A 14,269-nucleotide genomic window follows, 5' to 3' on the forward strand; every position below is an offset into this window, starting at 1 on the left:
GTTCCTCAGCAAGCGCGATAGCCGGAGATCGCGGCCTGCGGCGAGCAGGAGCGCACGCGGCCCATGATGTTGACGGTGTGGTGCACCGCGCGGTTCTGYGGGCCGGTCACGCGCAGGGTGGCGGTGGGGCTGGCGGTACCGTGCAACGGGTCGAACAGAACCGAGCCCACGTTGGCTTGCAGGCTGACGCGCTGTGTGGAATCGAGCGCAACCGTCTTGATCTGCTGTGCGTCGCCTTCGCACTGCGCCGGTCCGGCAGCGGTGCACTGGCATTGATCCGCCGAGCCGGTGTGGATGACGTAGCAAGTCGAGCCGGTGCTTGCATCGGCCTTGAAGCTCACGCGCACGGCCTGGTTGCGTGACACGGCTTCAGATCGGGCAAATTGCAGATCGCTTGCCATCTGCGTGGCCACGCCGTCGATGCGGCGGGTATCGATCAGGTTGCCGAAAGACGGCATGGCTGTCGTCATCACGATGCCGGCGATGGCAACCACGACCATGGTTTCGATCAATGTGAAGCCGTGAGCCGACTTTCTGGCATGACCGCGTGAGCTTGTTGTTTGCATGTTTTCCCCCTGTGTTTGAACTGCATCCAATGTAGGAAATGCAGGTCGTTCCAGCTTCCACCGCTGGGGGGAAACACCGGGCCTCTGGTGGGGGCACCCGGCAGGGGGGGCTTCGCCTTCCCAGCGGTCAGCTGTCCGGGCGGGTGAACTCGCGGCGCTTCATTGCCAGGTAGTCGTCGCGATCGAGTTCATGCAGCTGTGTCGCGTATTGCTCGGTGGCAGCGAACCATGCCTCCATGCGCTGGGTGCGTTGCTGTGCCGGCGGGGCGGTCAGCGAGGCGAGGTACGCGTCGATCGCCAGGTAGTAGCGCATGGTGTTGCGTTCGACCACGCCGCGCATGCCGCCGATGTACGGCGAGCTGGCACCAGGCTTCTCTTTGGTGAAGCCGACCTTGCCCGATCCCACGGTGGCCAGATATCCGCGCATGGCCAGCTTCGCCGTCAACCCGTAGGCGTAGGCGTAGTCCAGGTGCAAAAAGGTCTTCTGGCCGCCTTCGAGCGGGATGGCCTGCAACTGGATGCGGTAGTCATGCGTGCTGAAGGGGCCGCTCGCAGCGCTCAGCCGCACGGACAGGTAGTCAGGGCTGGCTTCGAGAGGTTGCAGCGTGAAATTCACGCGGTAGCTGTCGCTCAGCGGCTGGTCGAGCTTGCGGCCGATGTTCACCGCCACGGTGCCGGCCGAGGCGGTGCACTGCTTGGTGTTGATGTGCAGCATCAAGATCTCGCACCAGACCTGCGGCTGCTGCAGATGCTCGCGCGCCAGTGCATACGGCTGGGAGACGACAGCGTCGATGCTGCCTTGCAGTTGCTCGCCCGCTTCGGTGGAAACCAGTTTCAGCGGCCTGCCGAAGGGGCTGTGTACGAGTTCTGGAGCGAGCTGCGCTTGGCGCTCGCGCAGGGCCACGCCTGCTGGCGGCTCGGCCAAGGCGGGAAGGGCGACCGCGCACGCGACCATCCAGGCAGCGAAGGGGCGAATGAAACTCAAAGCTCGATGACTCCGAACGGCAACGCCCGATGTTGACGCTTTGGCGCGGAGGGCGTTGTAGGACTTGTTCCGTTGCGCGGGTGAGGCATCAACGCATCGGGAACGGCTGGAAGCCGTCAGATGTCGCGAATCAGCTGGCGGAACTCGTCCACGTCTTCGAAGCTGCGATAGACGGAGGCGAAGCGAACGTAGGCGACCTTGTCGATGCGCTTGAGTTCTCGCATCACCAGTTCCCCGAGGCGGGTCGAGGCCACCTCTTTCGCACCGCTGTTGAGCAGCTTGTCCTGCATGCGCTCGATGGCGGCGTCGATCTGCTCCACGCTGACCGGGCGCTTGCGCAGCGCCAAGGTCATCGACGCGCGAATCTTGCCGATGTCGAACTCGGCCCGCGTGCCGTCTTTCTTGACCACAGAGGGCAGGGCGATTTCCGCGCGCTCGTAGGTCGTGAAACGCTTGTCGCAGCTCTGGCAGCGGCGCCGGCGGCGCACGACATCGCCTTCGTCGGACTCGCGCGTCTCGACGACCTGGGTGTCTTCGTGGGAACAGAAAGGACAGCGCATGAGCGGCTTCGCCAAAAACGAGGGCGGGGTCGCTCAGCGACCCCTTCTCGGCTTATCTGTAGACCGGGAAGTCTTTCGTCAGCGCGGCGACCTTGGCTCGCACGGCCGCGATGTTGGCTTCATCATGCGGCTTGTCCAGCACGTCGGCGATCAGATTGGCCGTGACCCGAGCCTGTTCTTCCTTGAAGCCGCGGGTCGTGAACGCCGGTGAGCCGAGGCGAATGCCGCTGGTGATCATCGGCTTTTGCGGGTCATTGGGGATGCCGTTCTTGTTGCACGTCATGTGCGCCAAGCCCAGGATGGCCTCGGCCTCTTTGCCGGTGAGGTTCTTGGGCCGCAGGTCGACCAGCATCACATGGCTCTCGGTGCGGCCGCTCACGATGCGCAGGCCGCGCTGGGTCAAGGTTTCGGCCAGTACGGCGGCGTTCTTCACCACCTGCTGCTGGTATTGCTTGAACTCGGGCGAGAGTGCTTCCTTGAAGGCCACCGCCTTGGCGGCAATCACGTGCATCAGCGGGCCGCCCTGGATGCCGGGGAAGATGGCGCTGTTGACCTTTTTGGCAACGGCTTCGCCGTTCATCACGATGATGCCGCCGCGCGGGCCGCGCAGGCTCTTGTGCGTGGTGGACGTCACCACGTCGGCATGCGGGACGGGGTTCGGATATACGCCCGCGGCGATCAAGCCGGCGTAGTGCGCCATGTCGACCATGAAGTAGGCGCCGATGGCCTTGGCGACTTTGGCGAACCGCTCGAAATCGATGCGCAGGCTGTAGGCCGAGGCCCCGGCGATGATCAGCTTGGGCTTGTGCTCGTGGGCCAGGCGCTCCATCGCGTCGTAGTCGATGGCTTCGTTGGCGTCGAGCCCGTAGCTCACGACCTTGAACCATTTGCCGCTCATGTTGAGCGGCATGCCGTGCGTCAGATGGCCGCCCTCAGACAGGCTCATGCCCATGATGGTGTCGCCGGGCTGCAGGAGTCCGAAGAACACAGCCTGGTTCGCCTGCGAACCGGAGTTGGGCTGCACGTTGGCATGCGCAGCGCCGAAGAGCTGCTTCACGCGGTCGATTGCCAGCTGCTCCGCGATGTCAACGTATTCGCAACCGCCGTAGTAACGCTTGCCCGGGTAACCCTCGGCGTATTTGTTGGTGAGCTGGGTGCCTTGCGCAGCCATCACGGCAGGCGAGGCGTAGTTTTCAGACGCGATCAGCTCGATGTGGTCTTCCTGGCGCTGGTTCTCGCGCTGGATGACAGACCACAACTCGGGGTCGACATTGGAAATGGTGGATTGAGCGCGGTCGAACATGTGGCAGTCCTCTGTGTCAGAAGTCCCTCGGCAAGCCGCATCGTGGATGCGACCTCGGGGCTGCCCAGGCGAACGGCTGAACCGGCCCCGGCACCCGGGGCGGGCCGCGCTTCCCAGTGGTTCACCACCTCAGCTCCGTGGCATGTGCCATGAGCCTCTATCGCCAGTCGCGCAGCGGGTGAAGTGTACCGCGGCACCCGCGCGCGGCGGGTGAAAAAGCTCAGCGCAGCAGTGCGATCTGCTCGTTGGTCTGCTTGTCGCTGGCGGCTGCAGGCCGTGTGTCGACGTCCGGCCCGGTCACGGTCGCGGGCAGCGTCACAGGCGTGGTCGGCACGATCAGCGGCGCAGTCACCGAGATCGACTTGCCGGCGGCCACCAGACGCAGATGATCCTGCTCGGCTAGCACCTTGCCGGCGTAACCACCGTCGTCGGTCAGATTGGCCGCTCCTACGTAATAGCGCAGTCCGGCTTCGATGCTGCCAGCGCGCGCGATACATTCCTTCAACACCTGCACGCCGACGCGCAGGTTGGTTACCGGATCAAAGGCCGCGTGGTTGCCGCCGAAAGCTTCGTACTTGTCGTCGTGAACCTGCGTCATCACCTGCATCAGGCCTTGGGCGCCCACTGGGCTCTGGGCGAAGGGGTTGAAGCTGGACTCAATGGCCATGATTGCCAGGATGAGCGTCGGCTCCAAATGGGCCTTGGCGCCCACCGTCCACGCCTCCTTCACCAGACGGCTCACCGGTTCGGGTGCCACGTGATAGCGGCGCGACAACCAGATGGCCACCGCTGCTTGCTGGCGGGTGAGATCCTTGGGGTCGTATGCGGTTGCCCGGGCGATGGCATCGGGCTCGCTCAAGTCGGCCAGAGCTTCCAGGGTGCCTTCGGTACGGGCTTCGTGGCGGGCTTGCAACCAAGTCAGCGTGCGTTGTTCCACGGCGTGGCGCAGCTCGCGCTGGCCGGCAATGAACAGCAGTGCCGAGACGAGCAACAAGCCGAGCAAGGCCAGGGTGTTGTGGCTGACTTCCAGCAGGCCATGGCCCACGTCACTCAAGAACACAGCGCTGGAGCGCGTCGCCGATTGGCGGGCCGCTTTCAGCAGCGAAACTAGATTTTTAAGCGCTGTCATGTCACTCCTTTCTTCTCTGTCCCTCCTGTGCTTGGCCCGAGGGCAAGCGACTGGAATGTGACAGTGATAATCCGCAGCGTGAATTTGCCGCGAATTAGGCAGCGTTGCACCATGTGTCTCGGGGGTGAGTCATGGTGCGGGTTTCCCCTGGTCTACGTCAGGGTCGCGGATTCTAGGAAGACCGATCATAACCAGTCAAGCATTAGGCCGGCATGTTTAATAACTCAAAGCTATGAAGTACCGGGATTTGCGGGACTTCATGAGTGGTCTGGAACGCCTTGGCGAACTCAAACGGGTCGCAGAGCCAGTGTCTGCGCGGCTCGAGATGACAGCGCTCAGCGACCGCGTGTTGCGTGCCGGTGGTCCGGCACTGTGGTTTCAAAACCCCGACGGTTACAAAATTTCGGCCTTGACGAACCTCTTCGGGACAACTCGTCGTGTCGCTTTGGGCATGGGTGCTACCGAGGTAAATGAGCTTCGAGACGTGGGCCGTGTGCTGGCCAGCCTGAAGGAGCCGGAGCCACCCAAAGGGCTCAAGGACGCCGGCAAGCTGTTACAGATGGCCAAGGCCCTGTGGGACATGAAGCCGGCCTCAGTCCGCGGCGCGAGCTGTCAAGAAGAGGTCTTGCAAGGCACCGAGGTCGATCTCGGCGAGTTGCCGATCCAGACCTGCTGGCCCGGCGACGTGGCTCCCTTGATTACCTGGGGCCTCGTCATCACGCGGGGGCCGCAATCCGGGCCGAACCCCCGCAAACGACAGAACCTGGGCATCTATCGGCAGCAGGTCATCGGTCCGCGCCAAGTCATCATGCGATGGCTCGCCCACCGGGGCGGGGCGCTTGACTTCCGCGACTTCGCACTGGCCAATCCCGGCAGTCCATTTCCGATCGCGGTCGCGCTGGGCGCCGACCCAGCGACCATTCTGGGCGCGGTGACACCGGTGCCTGACACCTTGTCGGAGTACCAGTTCGCCGGCTTGCTTCGAGGGAGCCGTACCGAAGTCACCGACACATCAGTCGGCGATCAGGGCGTCATGCTGCAGGCACCCGCCAGCGCCGAGATCGTGCTCGAAGGCCACATTCCCATCGCCGCCAAAGGCTTCACCGGCACCAGCGCGCATGGCGTGGCACTGAAAGAGGTCGGCGGCTATCTGTATGCGCTCGAGGGCCCGTTCGGCGATCACACCGGTTATTACAACGAGCAAGACTGGTTTCCGGTGTTCGAGATCGCCCGTCTGACCCGGCGCAAGAATCCGATCTACCACTCCACCTACACCGGCAAGCCGCCTGACGAGCCGGCGATGCTTGGCGTGGCGCTGAACGAAGTCTTCGTGCCGATCCTTCAGAAGCAGTTTCCCGAGATCGTGGACTTCTACCTTCCGCCCGAAGGTTGCAGCTACCGCATGGCCATCATCAGCATCAAGAAGAGCTACCCCGGCCACGCCAAGCGTTTGATGTTCGGCGTGTGGAGCTTTCTGCGGCAGTTCATGTACACCAAGTTCATCGTGGTGACCGACGACGACGTGGACATTCGCAACTGGCAAGACGTGATCTGGGCCATCACGACCCGCATGGACCCGGTGCGTGACACCACGCTGGTGGAGAACACGCCGATCGACTACCTCGACTTTGCTTCGCCGGTCAGCGGCCTGGGCGGCAAGATGGGGCTGGACGCCACGAACAAATGGCCAGGCGAAACCAGCCGCGAATGGGGACGCAACATCCGCATGGATTCCAGCGTGGAGCAGCGAGTCGCCCATCTGTTCGACGCGCTGATGAAGCCGGCTCAATGAAGCGGTGATGAGCCATAGCGGTTCTCACTTGGCATTGCCGAAGCGGCTCACCTAGCTTTGAGATGCCTGCATGCAGGTAATCTCACCGGCGCAGTCCCTGCGCTACAGGAGCCCCGGACCCACTTCCTCTGGAGCCCCGAAATGGTGGCGTCAGCCATCCGCCCCCTCTCACCGCAAGGTCGAGAGGGGGTTTCGTTTTCTGGACTAGAACCTGACCATCAAGGCGACCAGCTCGCGCAGCGCGCGGTTCACGCTGGTGTAGCCGGTGGCGGTCGGCACCCAGTCGAGCGCCGGGTTTTCAACACGACGAGCCATGGCCATCGGGGCAGCCTGGATCTTCATGGTGCCACCTGCCGCCTGTTCGAACGACTTCTGCGCGCGAGGCATGTGCCATCCATGGGTGACGAGAACGATGCGTGTGACATTGGCCTGCTTCAACAGAGGCACGGTGCGCAAGGCGTTCTCGCGGGTATCGTGCGAGCGGTCTTCCAGCCACTTGATGGGGTGGCCGAAATCACGTGATGCGATGCGGGCCGCTGTTTGGGCTTCGGGCTGGCCGTCGGCCTGGCCCCAACCCAAGCCGCCACTGAACGCGACGGGCGCGCCGACCTCGCGGCTCAGCCAGATGCCATAGCGCAGGCGCTCGAGCGAAGCTGCAGTCAGGTTTGCGACGCCGTACTCCGGAGCCAGCGTCTCCTGGCCTCCACCGAGGATCACGATGGCGACCTGCTCCTTCGCGGCGACGGCGGCTTTCAGTTCCGCAATCGCTTCGGCGCTGAGCACGGGCGGCGGCTTCAGCATGAACTGGTTCAGCAGTTGGCCGGTGCCCAGGCAGGTACTGAACCACAGGCCCACGATGCTGATCAGGATGACGAACCAGCCGAGGCCGCGACGCGGCAGGATCAAACGCGCGCCGATCAGGATCAACAGGAAGAAAGGAAGAGGTGGCAGCACCAGGGCCGCAATCACCGGCGTCCACGATTCAATGCCGAGCAGGGTCAGCAAGCCGTTCATGCCGTGTCTTCTTTCTTGAGGTTGTAGGTCGGGTCGGCGCGATTGTGCCGGGGTGCACGCGCTCACAGACCGCTGTTTGCACCAGCGTGGCTCACGAACAGTGAGAAATTGCGCGCTTGTCGTGGTTTGCCGTTGCCTGTCCAGCGTCCGCTGGCGCGGCTTGCGTGGCTACGGTGCCAAACGTTCGCGTACCCAGGTGTCGCCTTCTTGGCGATAGTGCAGCCGATCGTGCAGGCGAGACTTGCGGCCTTGCCAGAACTCCCAGCTGTCGGGCACCAAACGGAAGCCGCCCCAATGCGGCGGACGGGGCGGTGAGAGTGCGTAGCGTGCAGCGGCCTTGGCCGCATTGGTCACCAGCACAGCACGCGAGCTGATCACTTGGCTTTGCGGCGAAGCCCACGCACCAAGGCGTGAATCGAGAGGCCGAGAGGCGAAGTAGGCGTCGGACTCTTCTGCGCTGGTGCGTTCCACGCGGCCCTCGATGCGCACCACGCGCTCAAGTTCGACCCAATGGAACTGCAACGCTGCGAACGGGTTGGCCGAAAGCTCGGCGCCCTTGCGGCTCTGGTAGTTGGTGTACCACGTGATGCCACGCGCATCGAAACCCTTGATCAGCACGATGCGCGTCGACGGGCGATGATTCGCGCCCACCGTGGCGAGGGTCATCGCATTGGGCTCGGGCACCTGCGCATCGAGCGCTTGCTGGAACCACAGGCCGAACTGCTCCAGCGGGTCGCTGCGCGAAGCGGACTCGTCGAGTTCGGCGCGCTCGTAGCTTTTGCGAAGGTCGGCGATGTGATTCATGTTCTGAGTATAGAAAGTGCTTGCAGCTACCTGAAAGCCTCAGGTGAAACCCGCAAGGGACTCGCGGCTTGCTTACCGAATTCAACTTACGGGGAAGGCCTTAAGTGAAGCCCCCACTATCTTCGCAAGCCCCGAACTCCGATTCTTCTGATGATGGTCGGCCACCAAGGCGGGCCGCAAATCCATACGCACAAGGGAGAGTGGCCGCATGATTTCTCGGCCGGCAGTCGTGGTGTTGGCAGCAGGCCGGGGGTCGCGCTTCCGCGGCTTGCATCACAAGCTGATGCAAGGCCTGGGCGCATCGACGGTGCTTGCGACTACCTTGTCCAACGCCCTGGCGACTCAGCTTCAGGTGCTTGTGGTGACGTCTGAGCCGCTGGCAGAGCTTGTGAGCCGCCACGTTGCCACGCGTGACATGGTCGTGCTGCCTTCGCCCGATTCACCGGCCAGCCAGCGACTGGGTATGGGCTATTCCATCGCGGCCGGCGTGGCCGCACGGTCGGATGCATCAGGGTGGCTCATCCTCCCCGCCGACATGCCGATGGTGCGTACCAGCACGCTCAATGTCGTTGCGAGCGAGCTCGAAAGCCATGCCATCACCTACGCTCAATACCACGGCCGCCGCGGCCACCCGGTAGGTTTTGCAGCCGAGTTGTACTCCGAGCTGGTAATGCTCACCGGAGACGAAGGCGCCCGCCGTCTAGTGGCGCGCTACCCGGCGCAGGGTGTCGAGGTCGATGACCCGGGCGTGCTGCTCGATGTGGACACCGAAGACGACCTTGCACGGGTGCGCGCCGCCCAGCAGCAGATGCAGTTTCGCGAAGCTCGCTGAGCCGGCGCCCGGTCGCGTGGAGTGGCCGGGCTGCTATGTCACCAGCGAGTGCCGCCGCGCCAGATCGACCAGGCGCTCGATCTTCTTGTCGCGAATGCCGTGCGAGCGCAGTGAGCGTGCGGTTTCCAGCAGGTAGGCGAGGGTGGTGCCGTAGCGCCCCGTGGCGCGGCGCAGGATCTGCACCACATGGGCGTCGTCCATTTGGCCGGTGTAGTTGGGGCTCTCGCGGCTCAGCGTGAAGGCGAGCGCCGTCACATTGCCTTGCGGCGTGCGGCAGGCCAGCCACTTCGGGTCGTAGACGCAGTTGGTCATCTCGCGTGCCCAGAGGCGCGGCAGTTCGTCTTCCACCCGATCACGCGCGATGCGGTAGACCATGCCTTGGCAAGAGCCTCCGCCGACGAGTGCAAACACGAGCCCGGGGAACTCGGGCGTGCCTCGATTCAGGCGCGAACTCATCTCCAGCGCGCGGTGCCAGCCATGCACGCGGGCTGGGCGCTGCTCCACAGACTCGAACTCGGGGCGCCAGATGAGCGAGGCATAGCCGAAGACCCAGAGGTCACTGCGCCCGCCCCAGGCCGCGCGCGTTTGCGCCAGCATGTGCGCCGGTTCGCGCTCGGGGGACAGCGGTCTCAGGGGCTCGACGAGATTCATCGCGCTCAACTCTAGAATGATTTCGACCACCACGGGTACTGAAGATGAGTGTTCATGACGATGATGTGCAAGGCTACGCACTCGGCGCGGTGTTCGGCATCGTGGCGTTGGTGGTGGCGGGCGTCCTCGCAATGGTTTGTTTCAAGACCTTGCAGTCCTCGGCGTCTTCTTCGGTGTTTGCTTCCGGCAGCGCAACGGGTGAGCACATCTATTTCGACGCCGATGCCGACGCGCTGCCCGCCGATGCCAATGAGGTGCTCATGCGTGTGGCCGAGGCTGCCCGTCAGGACGACCGGGTGCTGGTGCTGATCACCGGCGTATACGGACGCGCGGAAGAGGCTGCCCTGATGCAGCGGCGCACCCTGCGGGTGAGGCACGCCCTCGAGTCCAACGGCGTGTCGCCATCACAGCTCGTGCTGGGCAAACCGCTCTACGCGCGCGCAGGCGACGCCAAGGCAGCTCGCCGCGTCGACGTGCTGCTGCAACCGTAGGACATCACCCACAGCGAAGCCCGGTCGCGGCCGATAGGGCGGGCGAAACGCCTGCCCTAAGGTTTGATGTCACTCAACCGGCAGGAGCCCTCCCATGAACCAACCGCCCCGGCGCGCTCGCAAAGGCTGGGTCATAGCTGCCGGTCTGGTGGGCTTGTTGGTGCTTGGGGTGATTGCCTGCGAGGTCGCAGGCTGGCCGTTTCTCGCCTCACCGGTGCAGCGCGAGCTCAGCAAGACGCTGCAGCGCGACGTACAGCTCAACCAGGCTGGCTCTGCTGACGCCGCAACCGTGCGCTTCATCGGTGGCCTGAAGGTCAAAGTGCCCGAGCTGCAGATCGCCGCACCCGAGTGGAGCCGCCAGCCGTACTTCCTGCACGCCACCAACGCCGAGATGCATTTGTCGTATGGCGACCTGTGGCGCGCCCGCCAGGGTGCTCCGCTCGACATCGACCTGCTACGGGCTGACCGTCTTGTGGTGCACGCAGAACGCCTGATGGATGGGCGCGCTTCGTGGGCCTTTGGGAAACCAAAGACCGAGGCCGAGCGACTCGCTGCCGACAACGAACCCAAGACGCAGCTGCCCACCGTGCGCGAGCTGCAGGTGCTGCAGGGTCAGCTGACCTTTGTGGACGCGCCCTTGAAGGCCGACATCACTGCCGAGCTGCAGCTCACGGAGGGTGCCGAAGCCTCCTCGGCGCCGACGCGATCGCAGCACCTGCCGGTGGCCTTGCGCGGGTTGATCGCGAGCGCCAAGGGAACCTATGGCCCCGCGACGCTGACCGCGAACTTGCGCACCTCCGGCATCACGCCGCTGCTGCGTGACGAAGCCGGCGCACCCGGCGTGCCGGTGGTGCTGGAGGTGAAGTCGGGCAAGGCCGCGGCAAGTTTCAACGGCACCGTGACCGACATCTTCAAGCTCGCCGACATGAACGGCGTCTTTCGTGTGTCGGGCCCTTCGCTTGCTGCAGCGGGCGACCCGCTCGGCGTGACGTTGCCCACCACCGGTGCGTTCAAGCTCGCCGGGCGCATCCGCAAGAACGGGCAGGTATGGAGTGTGGTGACGGACGATGCGACGGTGGGCTCAAGCAAGCTGACCGCGGCGATGACGTACGACACGCGCCCACGGGTGCCGTTGCTGTCCGGCCGCGTCTCCGGGACGCGCCTGCTGTTGGCCGACTTGGCGCCCACCATCGGCGGCGAACCCGATGCCGCCGCTGCGCCGCCGGCCAGCGCGTCGTCTCCGTCTTCGGCGCGCGTGCTGCCCGACAAGGAGTTCGACCTGCCCTCGCTGCGCGTGATGAACGCCAACGTCCTGATGTCGTTCGACCGCGTCGAGTTGGGCGCGCTCTTCGCCTTGCCACTGCAGCCCTTGAAGACCCACCTCACGCTGCAAGGCGGCAAGCTGCAGCTAAATGACCTGGTGGCGCGCACGGCCGACGGCAACCTCGCCGGCAGCGTGTCGCTTGACGGAACCGGCAAGCTCGCGCTGTGGCAAACCGACCTGCGTTGGTCGGGCGTGAAGCTCGAGAACTGGCTGAAGCAAGAGCGGGCCAAGGGCGGGCAGCCGTACGTGACGGGCAATCTCGTCGGCCGCGCGTCGCTGAAAGGCCAGGGTCGGTCCACCGCGCAAATTCTGGGCAGCATCGACGGCAACGTCACGACCTCGCTGCGCCAGGGCCAGGTGTCGCACCTGGTGATCGAGGCCGCTGGTCTCGACGTCGCCCAAGCGCTGGGCGTGTTCATTAAGGGCGACGACCTGCTGCCCGTGAGTTGCGCCTTCGCCGACATGCAAGCCACGCAAGGCGTGCTGCGCCCGCGCGCGCTCGTGATCGAGACGACCGATTCGACCGTGTGGGCCGACGGCAGCGTGTCGCTCAAGGGCGAGGCGCTCGACTTGCGGGCTGTCGTCACGCCCAAGGACTTCAGCCCATTGGCGCTGCGCACTCCCTTGCTCGTGAAGGGCACTTTCAAGTCGCCCCGCATCGCTGTGGAAAAAGCCCCGCTGGCCCGCAAGGTCGCTGGCGCGGTGTTGCTGGGCTTGCTCAACCCGTTGGCGGCCATCGTGCCGTTTGTCGATACCGGCGACAAAGACAACAAGCCCGACAGCTGTGCCCAGCTCCTGGAGCGCGCGCGACAGGCTGCACGGGAAAAGCTCGGCGAACAAGCCAAGGCCCCGCCGAAGGCTGAAGAGCGAAAAGGAGAGAAGGCGCCGACGCAGGAACGCAAGTCTTGAAGCGATTGACGATGTAATTTGGTTACTTGATAATCAGTGCTCAAGTTACATCCTCAATGACCGTCATCACCGACGAGGTGAATCGCATGAAGCCAGCCCTGCTCGAAGTCACCCAACGCATTCGCGAACGCAGCAGTTCCTTGCGTTCCGCCTACCTGAAACGTGTGGACCAATTGGCCAACCGGCCGCGTGGTTCCGACCGCATGGGCTGCGCCAACGTTGCGCACGCCTTCGCGGCGATGCCGGCGAACGACAAGCTGCGCATCGTCGCCGAGCGAGCGCCGCACATCGGCGTGGTCACCGCCTACAACGACATGCTGTCGGCGCACCAGCCGTACGAAGGATTCCCAGCGGTGCTGCGCGATGAGGCACACCGCCAGGGTGCCACGCTGCAAGTGGCCGGCGGCGTGCCGGCCATGTGCGACGGCGTCACGCAAGGAACGCCCGGCATGGAGCTGAGCCTGTTCTCGCGCGACAACATCGCGATGGGCACGGCCATCGCTCTCTCTCACGATGTATTCGATGCGGCCTTGCTGCTCGGCATCTGCGACAAGATCGTGCCGGGCCTCCTGATCGGCGCCTTGCACTTCGGCCACTTGCCTTGCGTCTTCGTGCCGGCCGGGCCGATGAGCACGGGTCTGTCGAACAACGCCAAGTCCAAGGTGCGCGAGCAGTTTGCGCAAGGGCTGGTGGGGCGCGAGCAGCTGCTGGAGGCCGAATCGGCTGCGTACCACGGCGCCGGCACCTGCACCTTCTACGGCACGGCCAACAGCAACCAGATGCTGCTCGAAGCCATGGGCCTGCACGTGCCCGGCGCGGCCTTCATCCACCCGCATGCGGAGCTGCGCGAGCCACTCACGCGCCAGGCCGTGCGGCAAGTGCTCGACCTCACCAAGACGAAGCGATTCACGCCCATCGGCCACATGGTCGACGAGCGGGTGATCGTCAACGCGATGGTGGCCCTGCTCGCCACCGGCGGCTCGACCAATCACCTGATCCACTGGGTCGCGGTGGCGCGCTCTGCCGGCATCCTGATCGACTGGACCGACTTCTCGGACCTCTCGCACATCGTGCCGCTGCTGGCGCGCGTGTACCCCAACGGCAGTGCCGACGTGAACCAGTTCCAGGCGGCAGGCGGCCCCGGCTTCGTGATCCGCGAGCTGCTCGATGCCGGCTATCTGCACGGCGACGTCACCACCGTGAGCCAGGGTGGCCTGCACGACTACGGCCGCGTGCCTGAGCGAGGCGGCGAGGGCGTGATCTGGAAAGACCTGCCGGCGCAAAGCGGCGACGACAGCGTGGTTCGCCGCGCCGATGCGCCGTTCAGCGAAACGGGTGGATTGAAGCTGTTGACAGGCAACCTCGGCCGCTCGGTGATCAAGGTCTCGGCCGTGCCTGAGGCCAACCATGTGATCGAAGCGCCGGCCGTTGTCTTCGACGACCAGGAAGATCTGATTGCCGCCTTCAAGGCTGGTCAGCTCGAACGCGATTTCGTGGCCGTCGTGCGCTTTCAGGGCCCGCGTGCCAACGGCATGCCGGAGCTGCACCGCCTCACGCCGCCCCTGGGTGTGCTGCAGGGCAAAGGCTTCAAGGTCGCGCTGGTGACCGATGGCCGCATGAGCGGTGCGTCAGGCAAGGTGCCGGCAGCCATTCATGTGAGCCCCGAGGTGCTGGCGCACGGGCCGCTGGGCAAGGTCCGCACCGGTGACATGATTCGCCTCGATGCCATTGTCGGCACGCTGAACGCACTGGTTGACGACGCCACCTGGGCCGCGCGCGAGCTGGCCGACATCAACCCCGAGCGCAGCGAGAACAATGCGCATGGCTTGGGCCGAGAACTCTTCGGTGGCATGCGGCGCAATGTGCGCACCGCCGAAGAAGGCGCCATCACCTGGTTGTGAACGAGAAA

General features: G+C 64.6%; 13 protein-coding genes and 1 riboswitch. Of the genes, 5 read left to right on the plus strand and 8 right to left on the minus strand.

All coding sequences use genetic code 11. From position 1 onward, the window contains the following. Nucleotides 1-5 precede the first annotated feature (5 nt). The 5 genes from AC1DYS_RS18125 to AC1DYS_RS18145 all read right to left on the minus strand — a co-directional run bounded on the left by AC1DYS_RS18125 (nucleotide 6) and on the right by AC1DYS_RS18145 (nucleotide 4,543). Nucleotides 6-566, minus strand: coding sequence for a GspH/FimT family pseudopilin (locus AC1DYS_RS18125; protein WP_477901615.1), 561 nt, complete (start codon nucleotides 564-566; stop codon nucleotides 6-8). A gap of 127 nt (nucleotides 567-693) precedes the next feature. Continuing rightward, complete coding sequence (locus AC1DYS_RS18130; RefSeq protein ID WP_477901617.1) at nucleotides 694-1,551, minus strand: hypothetical protein; 858 nt, start codon at nucleotides 1,549-1,551, stop codon at nucleotides 694-696. A gap of 116 nt (nucleotides 1,552-1,667) precedes the next feature. Further along, on the minus strand, nucleotides 1,668-2,111 hold the full coding sequence (nrdR, locus tag AC1DYS_RS18135; RefSeq protein ID WP_477901619.1) for a transcriptional regulator NrdR: 444 nt from the start codon (nucleotides 2,109-2,111) through the stop codon (nucleotides 1,668-1,670). A 52-nt stretch (nucleotides 2,112-2,163) separates the two neighbouring features. Beyond that, nucleotides 2,164-3,414, minus strand: coding sequence for a serine hydroxymethyltransferase (gene glyA / locus AC1DYS_RS18140; RefSeq protein WP_477901621.1), 1,251 nt, complete (start codon nucleotides 3,412-3,414; stop codon nucleotides 2,164-2,166). Nucleotides 3,415-3,469: 55 nt separating this feature from the next. Continuing rightward, a riboswitch (ZMP/ZTP riboswitch) is annotated at nucleotides 3,470-3,595 on the minus strand. 39 nt (nucleotides 3,596-3,634) lie between these two features. Continuing rightward, entirely contained in the window at nucleotides 3,635-4,543 is a 909-nt protein-coding gene (locus AC1DYS_RS18145) for a lytic transglycosylase domain-containing protein (protein WP_477901623.1), read from the minus strand. Nucleotides 4,544-4,775: 232 nt separating this feature from the next. Here AC1DYS_RS18145 and AC1DYS_RS18150 point away from each other — a divergent pair, with 232 nt between their 5' ends. Then, a complete protein-coding gene (locus AC1DYS_RS18150; RefSeq protein WP_477901625.1) occupies nucleotides 4,776-6,335 on the plus strand; it encodes a UbiD family decarboxylase in 1,560 nt (519 codons plus the stop codon). Nucleotides 6,336-6,539: 204 nt separating this feature from the next. On the opposite strand, the gene AC1DYS_RS18155 is transcribed toward AC1DYS_RS18150, so the two are convergent. After that, entirely contained in the window at nucleotides 6,540-7,349 is an 810-nt protein-coding gene (locus tag AC1DYS_RS18155; protein ID WP_477901627.1) for a YdcF family protein, read from the minus strand. Nucleotides 7,350-7,517: 168 nt separating this feature from the next. Then, nucleotides 7,518-8,153, minus strand: a complete 636-nt coding sequence (gene pdxH / locus AC1DYS_RS18160; RefSeq protein ID WP_477901629.1) for a pyridoxamine 5'-phosphate oxidase — start codon at nucleotides 8,151-8,153, stop codon at nucleotides 7,518-7,520. A gap of 208 nt (nucleotides 8,154-8,361) precedes the next feature. Here pdxH and AC1DYS_RS18165 point away from each other — a divergent pair, with 208 nt between their 5' ends. After that, nucleotides 8,362-8,985: a nucleotidyltransferase family protein gene (locus AC1DYS_RS18165; RefSeq protein WP_047494407.1), complete on the plus strand. Its 624-nt coding sequence runs from the start codon at nucleotides 8,362-8,364 to the stop codon at nucleotides 8,983-8,985. A 33-nt stretch (nucleotides 8,986-9,018) separates the two neighbouring features. Here AC1DYS_RS18165 and AC1DYS_RS18170 read toward each other — a convergent pair whose 3' ends face one another. Next, nucleotides 9,019-9,636 carry a gamma-glutamylcyclotransferase gene (locus AC1DYS_RS18170; protein WP_052197899.1) on the minus strand — a complete coding sequence of 206 codons (618 nt, stop codon included), beginning with the start codon at nucleotides 9,634-9,636 and terminating at the stop codon, nucleotides 9,019-9,021. Between the two features lie 89 nt (nucleotides 9,637-9,725). Between AC1DYS_RS18170 and AC1DYS_RS18175 the strand changes: the two genes are divergently transcribed. The 3 genes from AC1DYS_RS18175 to edd all read left to right on the plus strand — a co-directional run bounded on the left by AC1DYS_RS18175 (nucleotide 9,726) and on the right by edd (nucleotide 14,261). Further along, nucleotides 9,726-10,127, plus strand: a complete 402-nt coding sequence (locus AC1DYS_RS18175; RefSeq protein ID WP_477901632.1) for an OmpA family protein — start codon at nucleotides 9,726-9,728, stop codon at nucleotides 10,125-10,127. A 94-nt stretch (nucleotides 10,128-10,221) separates the two neighbouring features. Beyond that, nucleotides 10,222-12,360, plus strand: a complete 2,139-nt coding sequence (locus tag AC1DYS_RS18180; protein WP_477901634.1) for an AsmA family protein — start codon at nucleotides 10,222-10,224, stop codon at nucleotides 12,358-12,360. A 56-nt stretch (nucleotides 12,361-12,416) separates the two neighbouring features. Then, on the plus strand, nucleotides 12,417-14,261 hold the full coding sequence (gene edd / locus AC1DYS_RS18185; protein ID WP_477901636.1) for a phosphogluconate dehydratase: 1,845 nt from the start codon (nucleotides 12,417-12,419) through the stop codon (nucleotides 14,259-14,261). Nucleotides 14,262-14,269: the final 8 nt, after the last annotated feature.

This window comes from Rhizobacter sp. P2_G4 (assembly GCF_056403575.1).

Bases quoted from the DNA above. Each gene is read 5' to 3' on its own strand.
- nrdR (WP_477901619.1), bottom strand. From the start codon at position 2,111: ATGCGCTGTCCTTTCTGTTCCCACGAAGACACCCAGGTCGTCGAGACG.
- glyA (WP_477901621.1), bottom strand. From the start codon at position 3,414: ATGTTCGACCGCGCTCAATCCACCATTTCCAATGTCGACCCCGAGTTG.
- AC1DYS_RS18145 (WP_477901623.1), bottom strand. From the start codon at position 4,543: ATGACAGCGCTTAAAAATCTAGTTTCGCTGCTGAAAGCGGCCCGCCAA.
- AC1DYS_RS18150 (WP_477901625.1), top strand. From the start codon at position 4,776: ATGAAGTACCGGGATTTGCGGGACTTCATGAGTGGTCTGGAACGCCTT.
- AC1DYS_RS18155 (WP_477901627.1), bottom strand. From the start codon at position 7,349: ATGAACGGCTTGCTGACCCTGCTCGGCATTGAATCGTGGACGCCGGTG.
- pdxH (WP_477901629.1), bottom strand. From the start codon at position 8,153: ATGAATCACATCGCCGACCTTCGCAAAAGCTACGAGCGCGCCGAACTC.
- AC1DYS_RS18165 (WP_047494407.1), top strand. From the start codon at position 8,362: ATGATTTCTCGGCCGGCAGTCGTGGTGTTGGCAGCAGGCCGGGGGTCG.
- AC1DYS_RS18170 (WP_052197899.1), bottom strand. From the start codon at position 9,636: ATGAATCTCGTCGAGCCCCTGAGACCGCTGTCCCCCGAGCGCGAACCG.
- AC1DYS_RS18180 (WP_477901634.1), top strand. From the start codon at position 10,222: ATGAACCAACCGCCCCGGCGCGCTCGCAAAGGCTGGGTCATAGCTGCC.
- edd (WP_477901636.1), top strand. From the start codon at position 12,417: ATGACCGTCATCACCGACGAGGTGAATCGCATGAAGCCAGCCCTGCTC.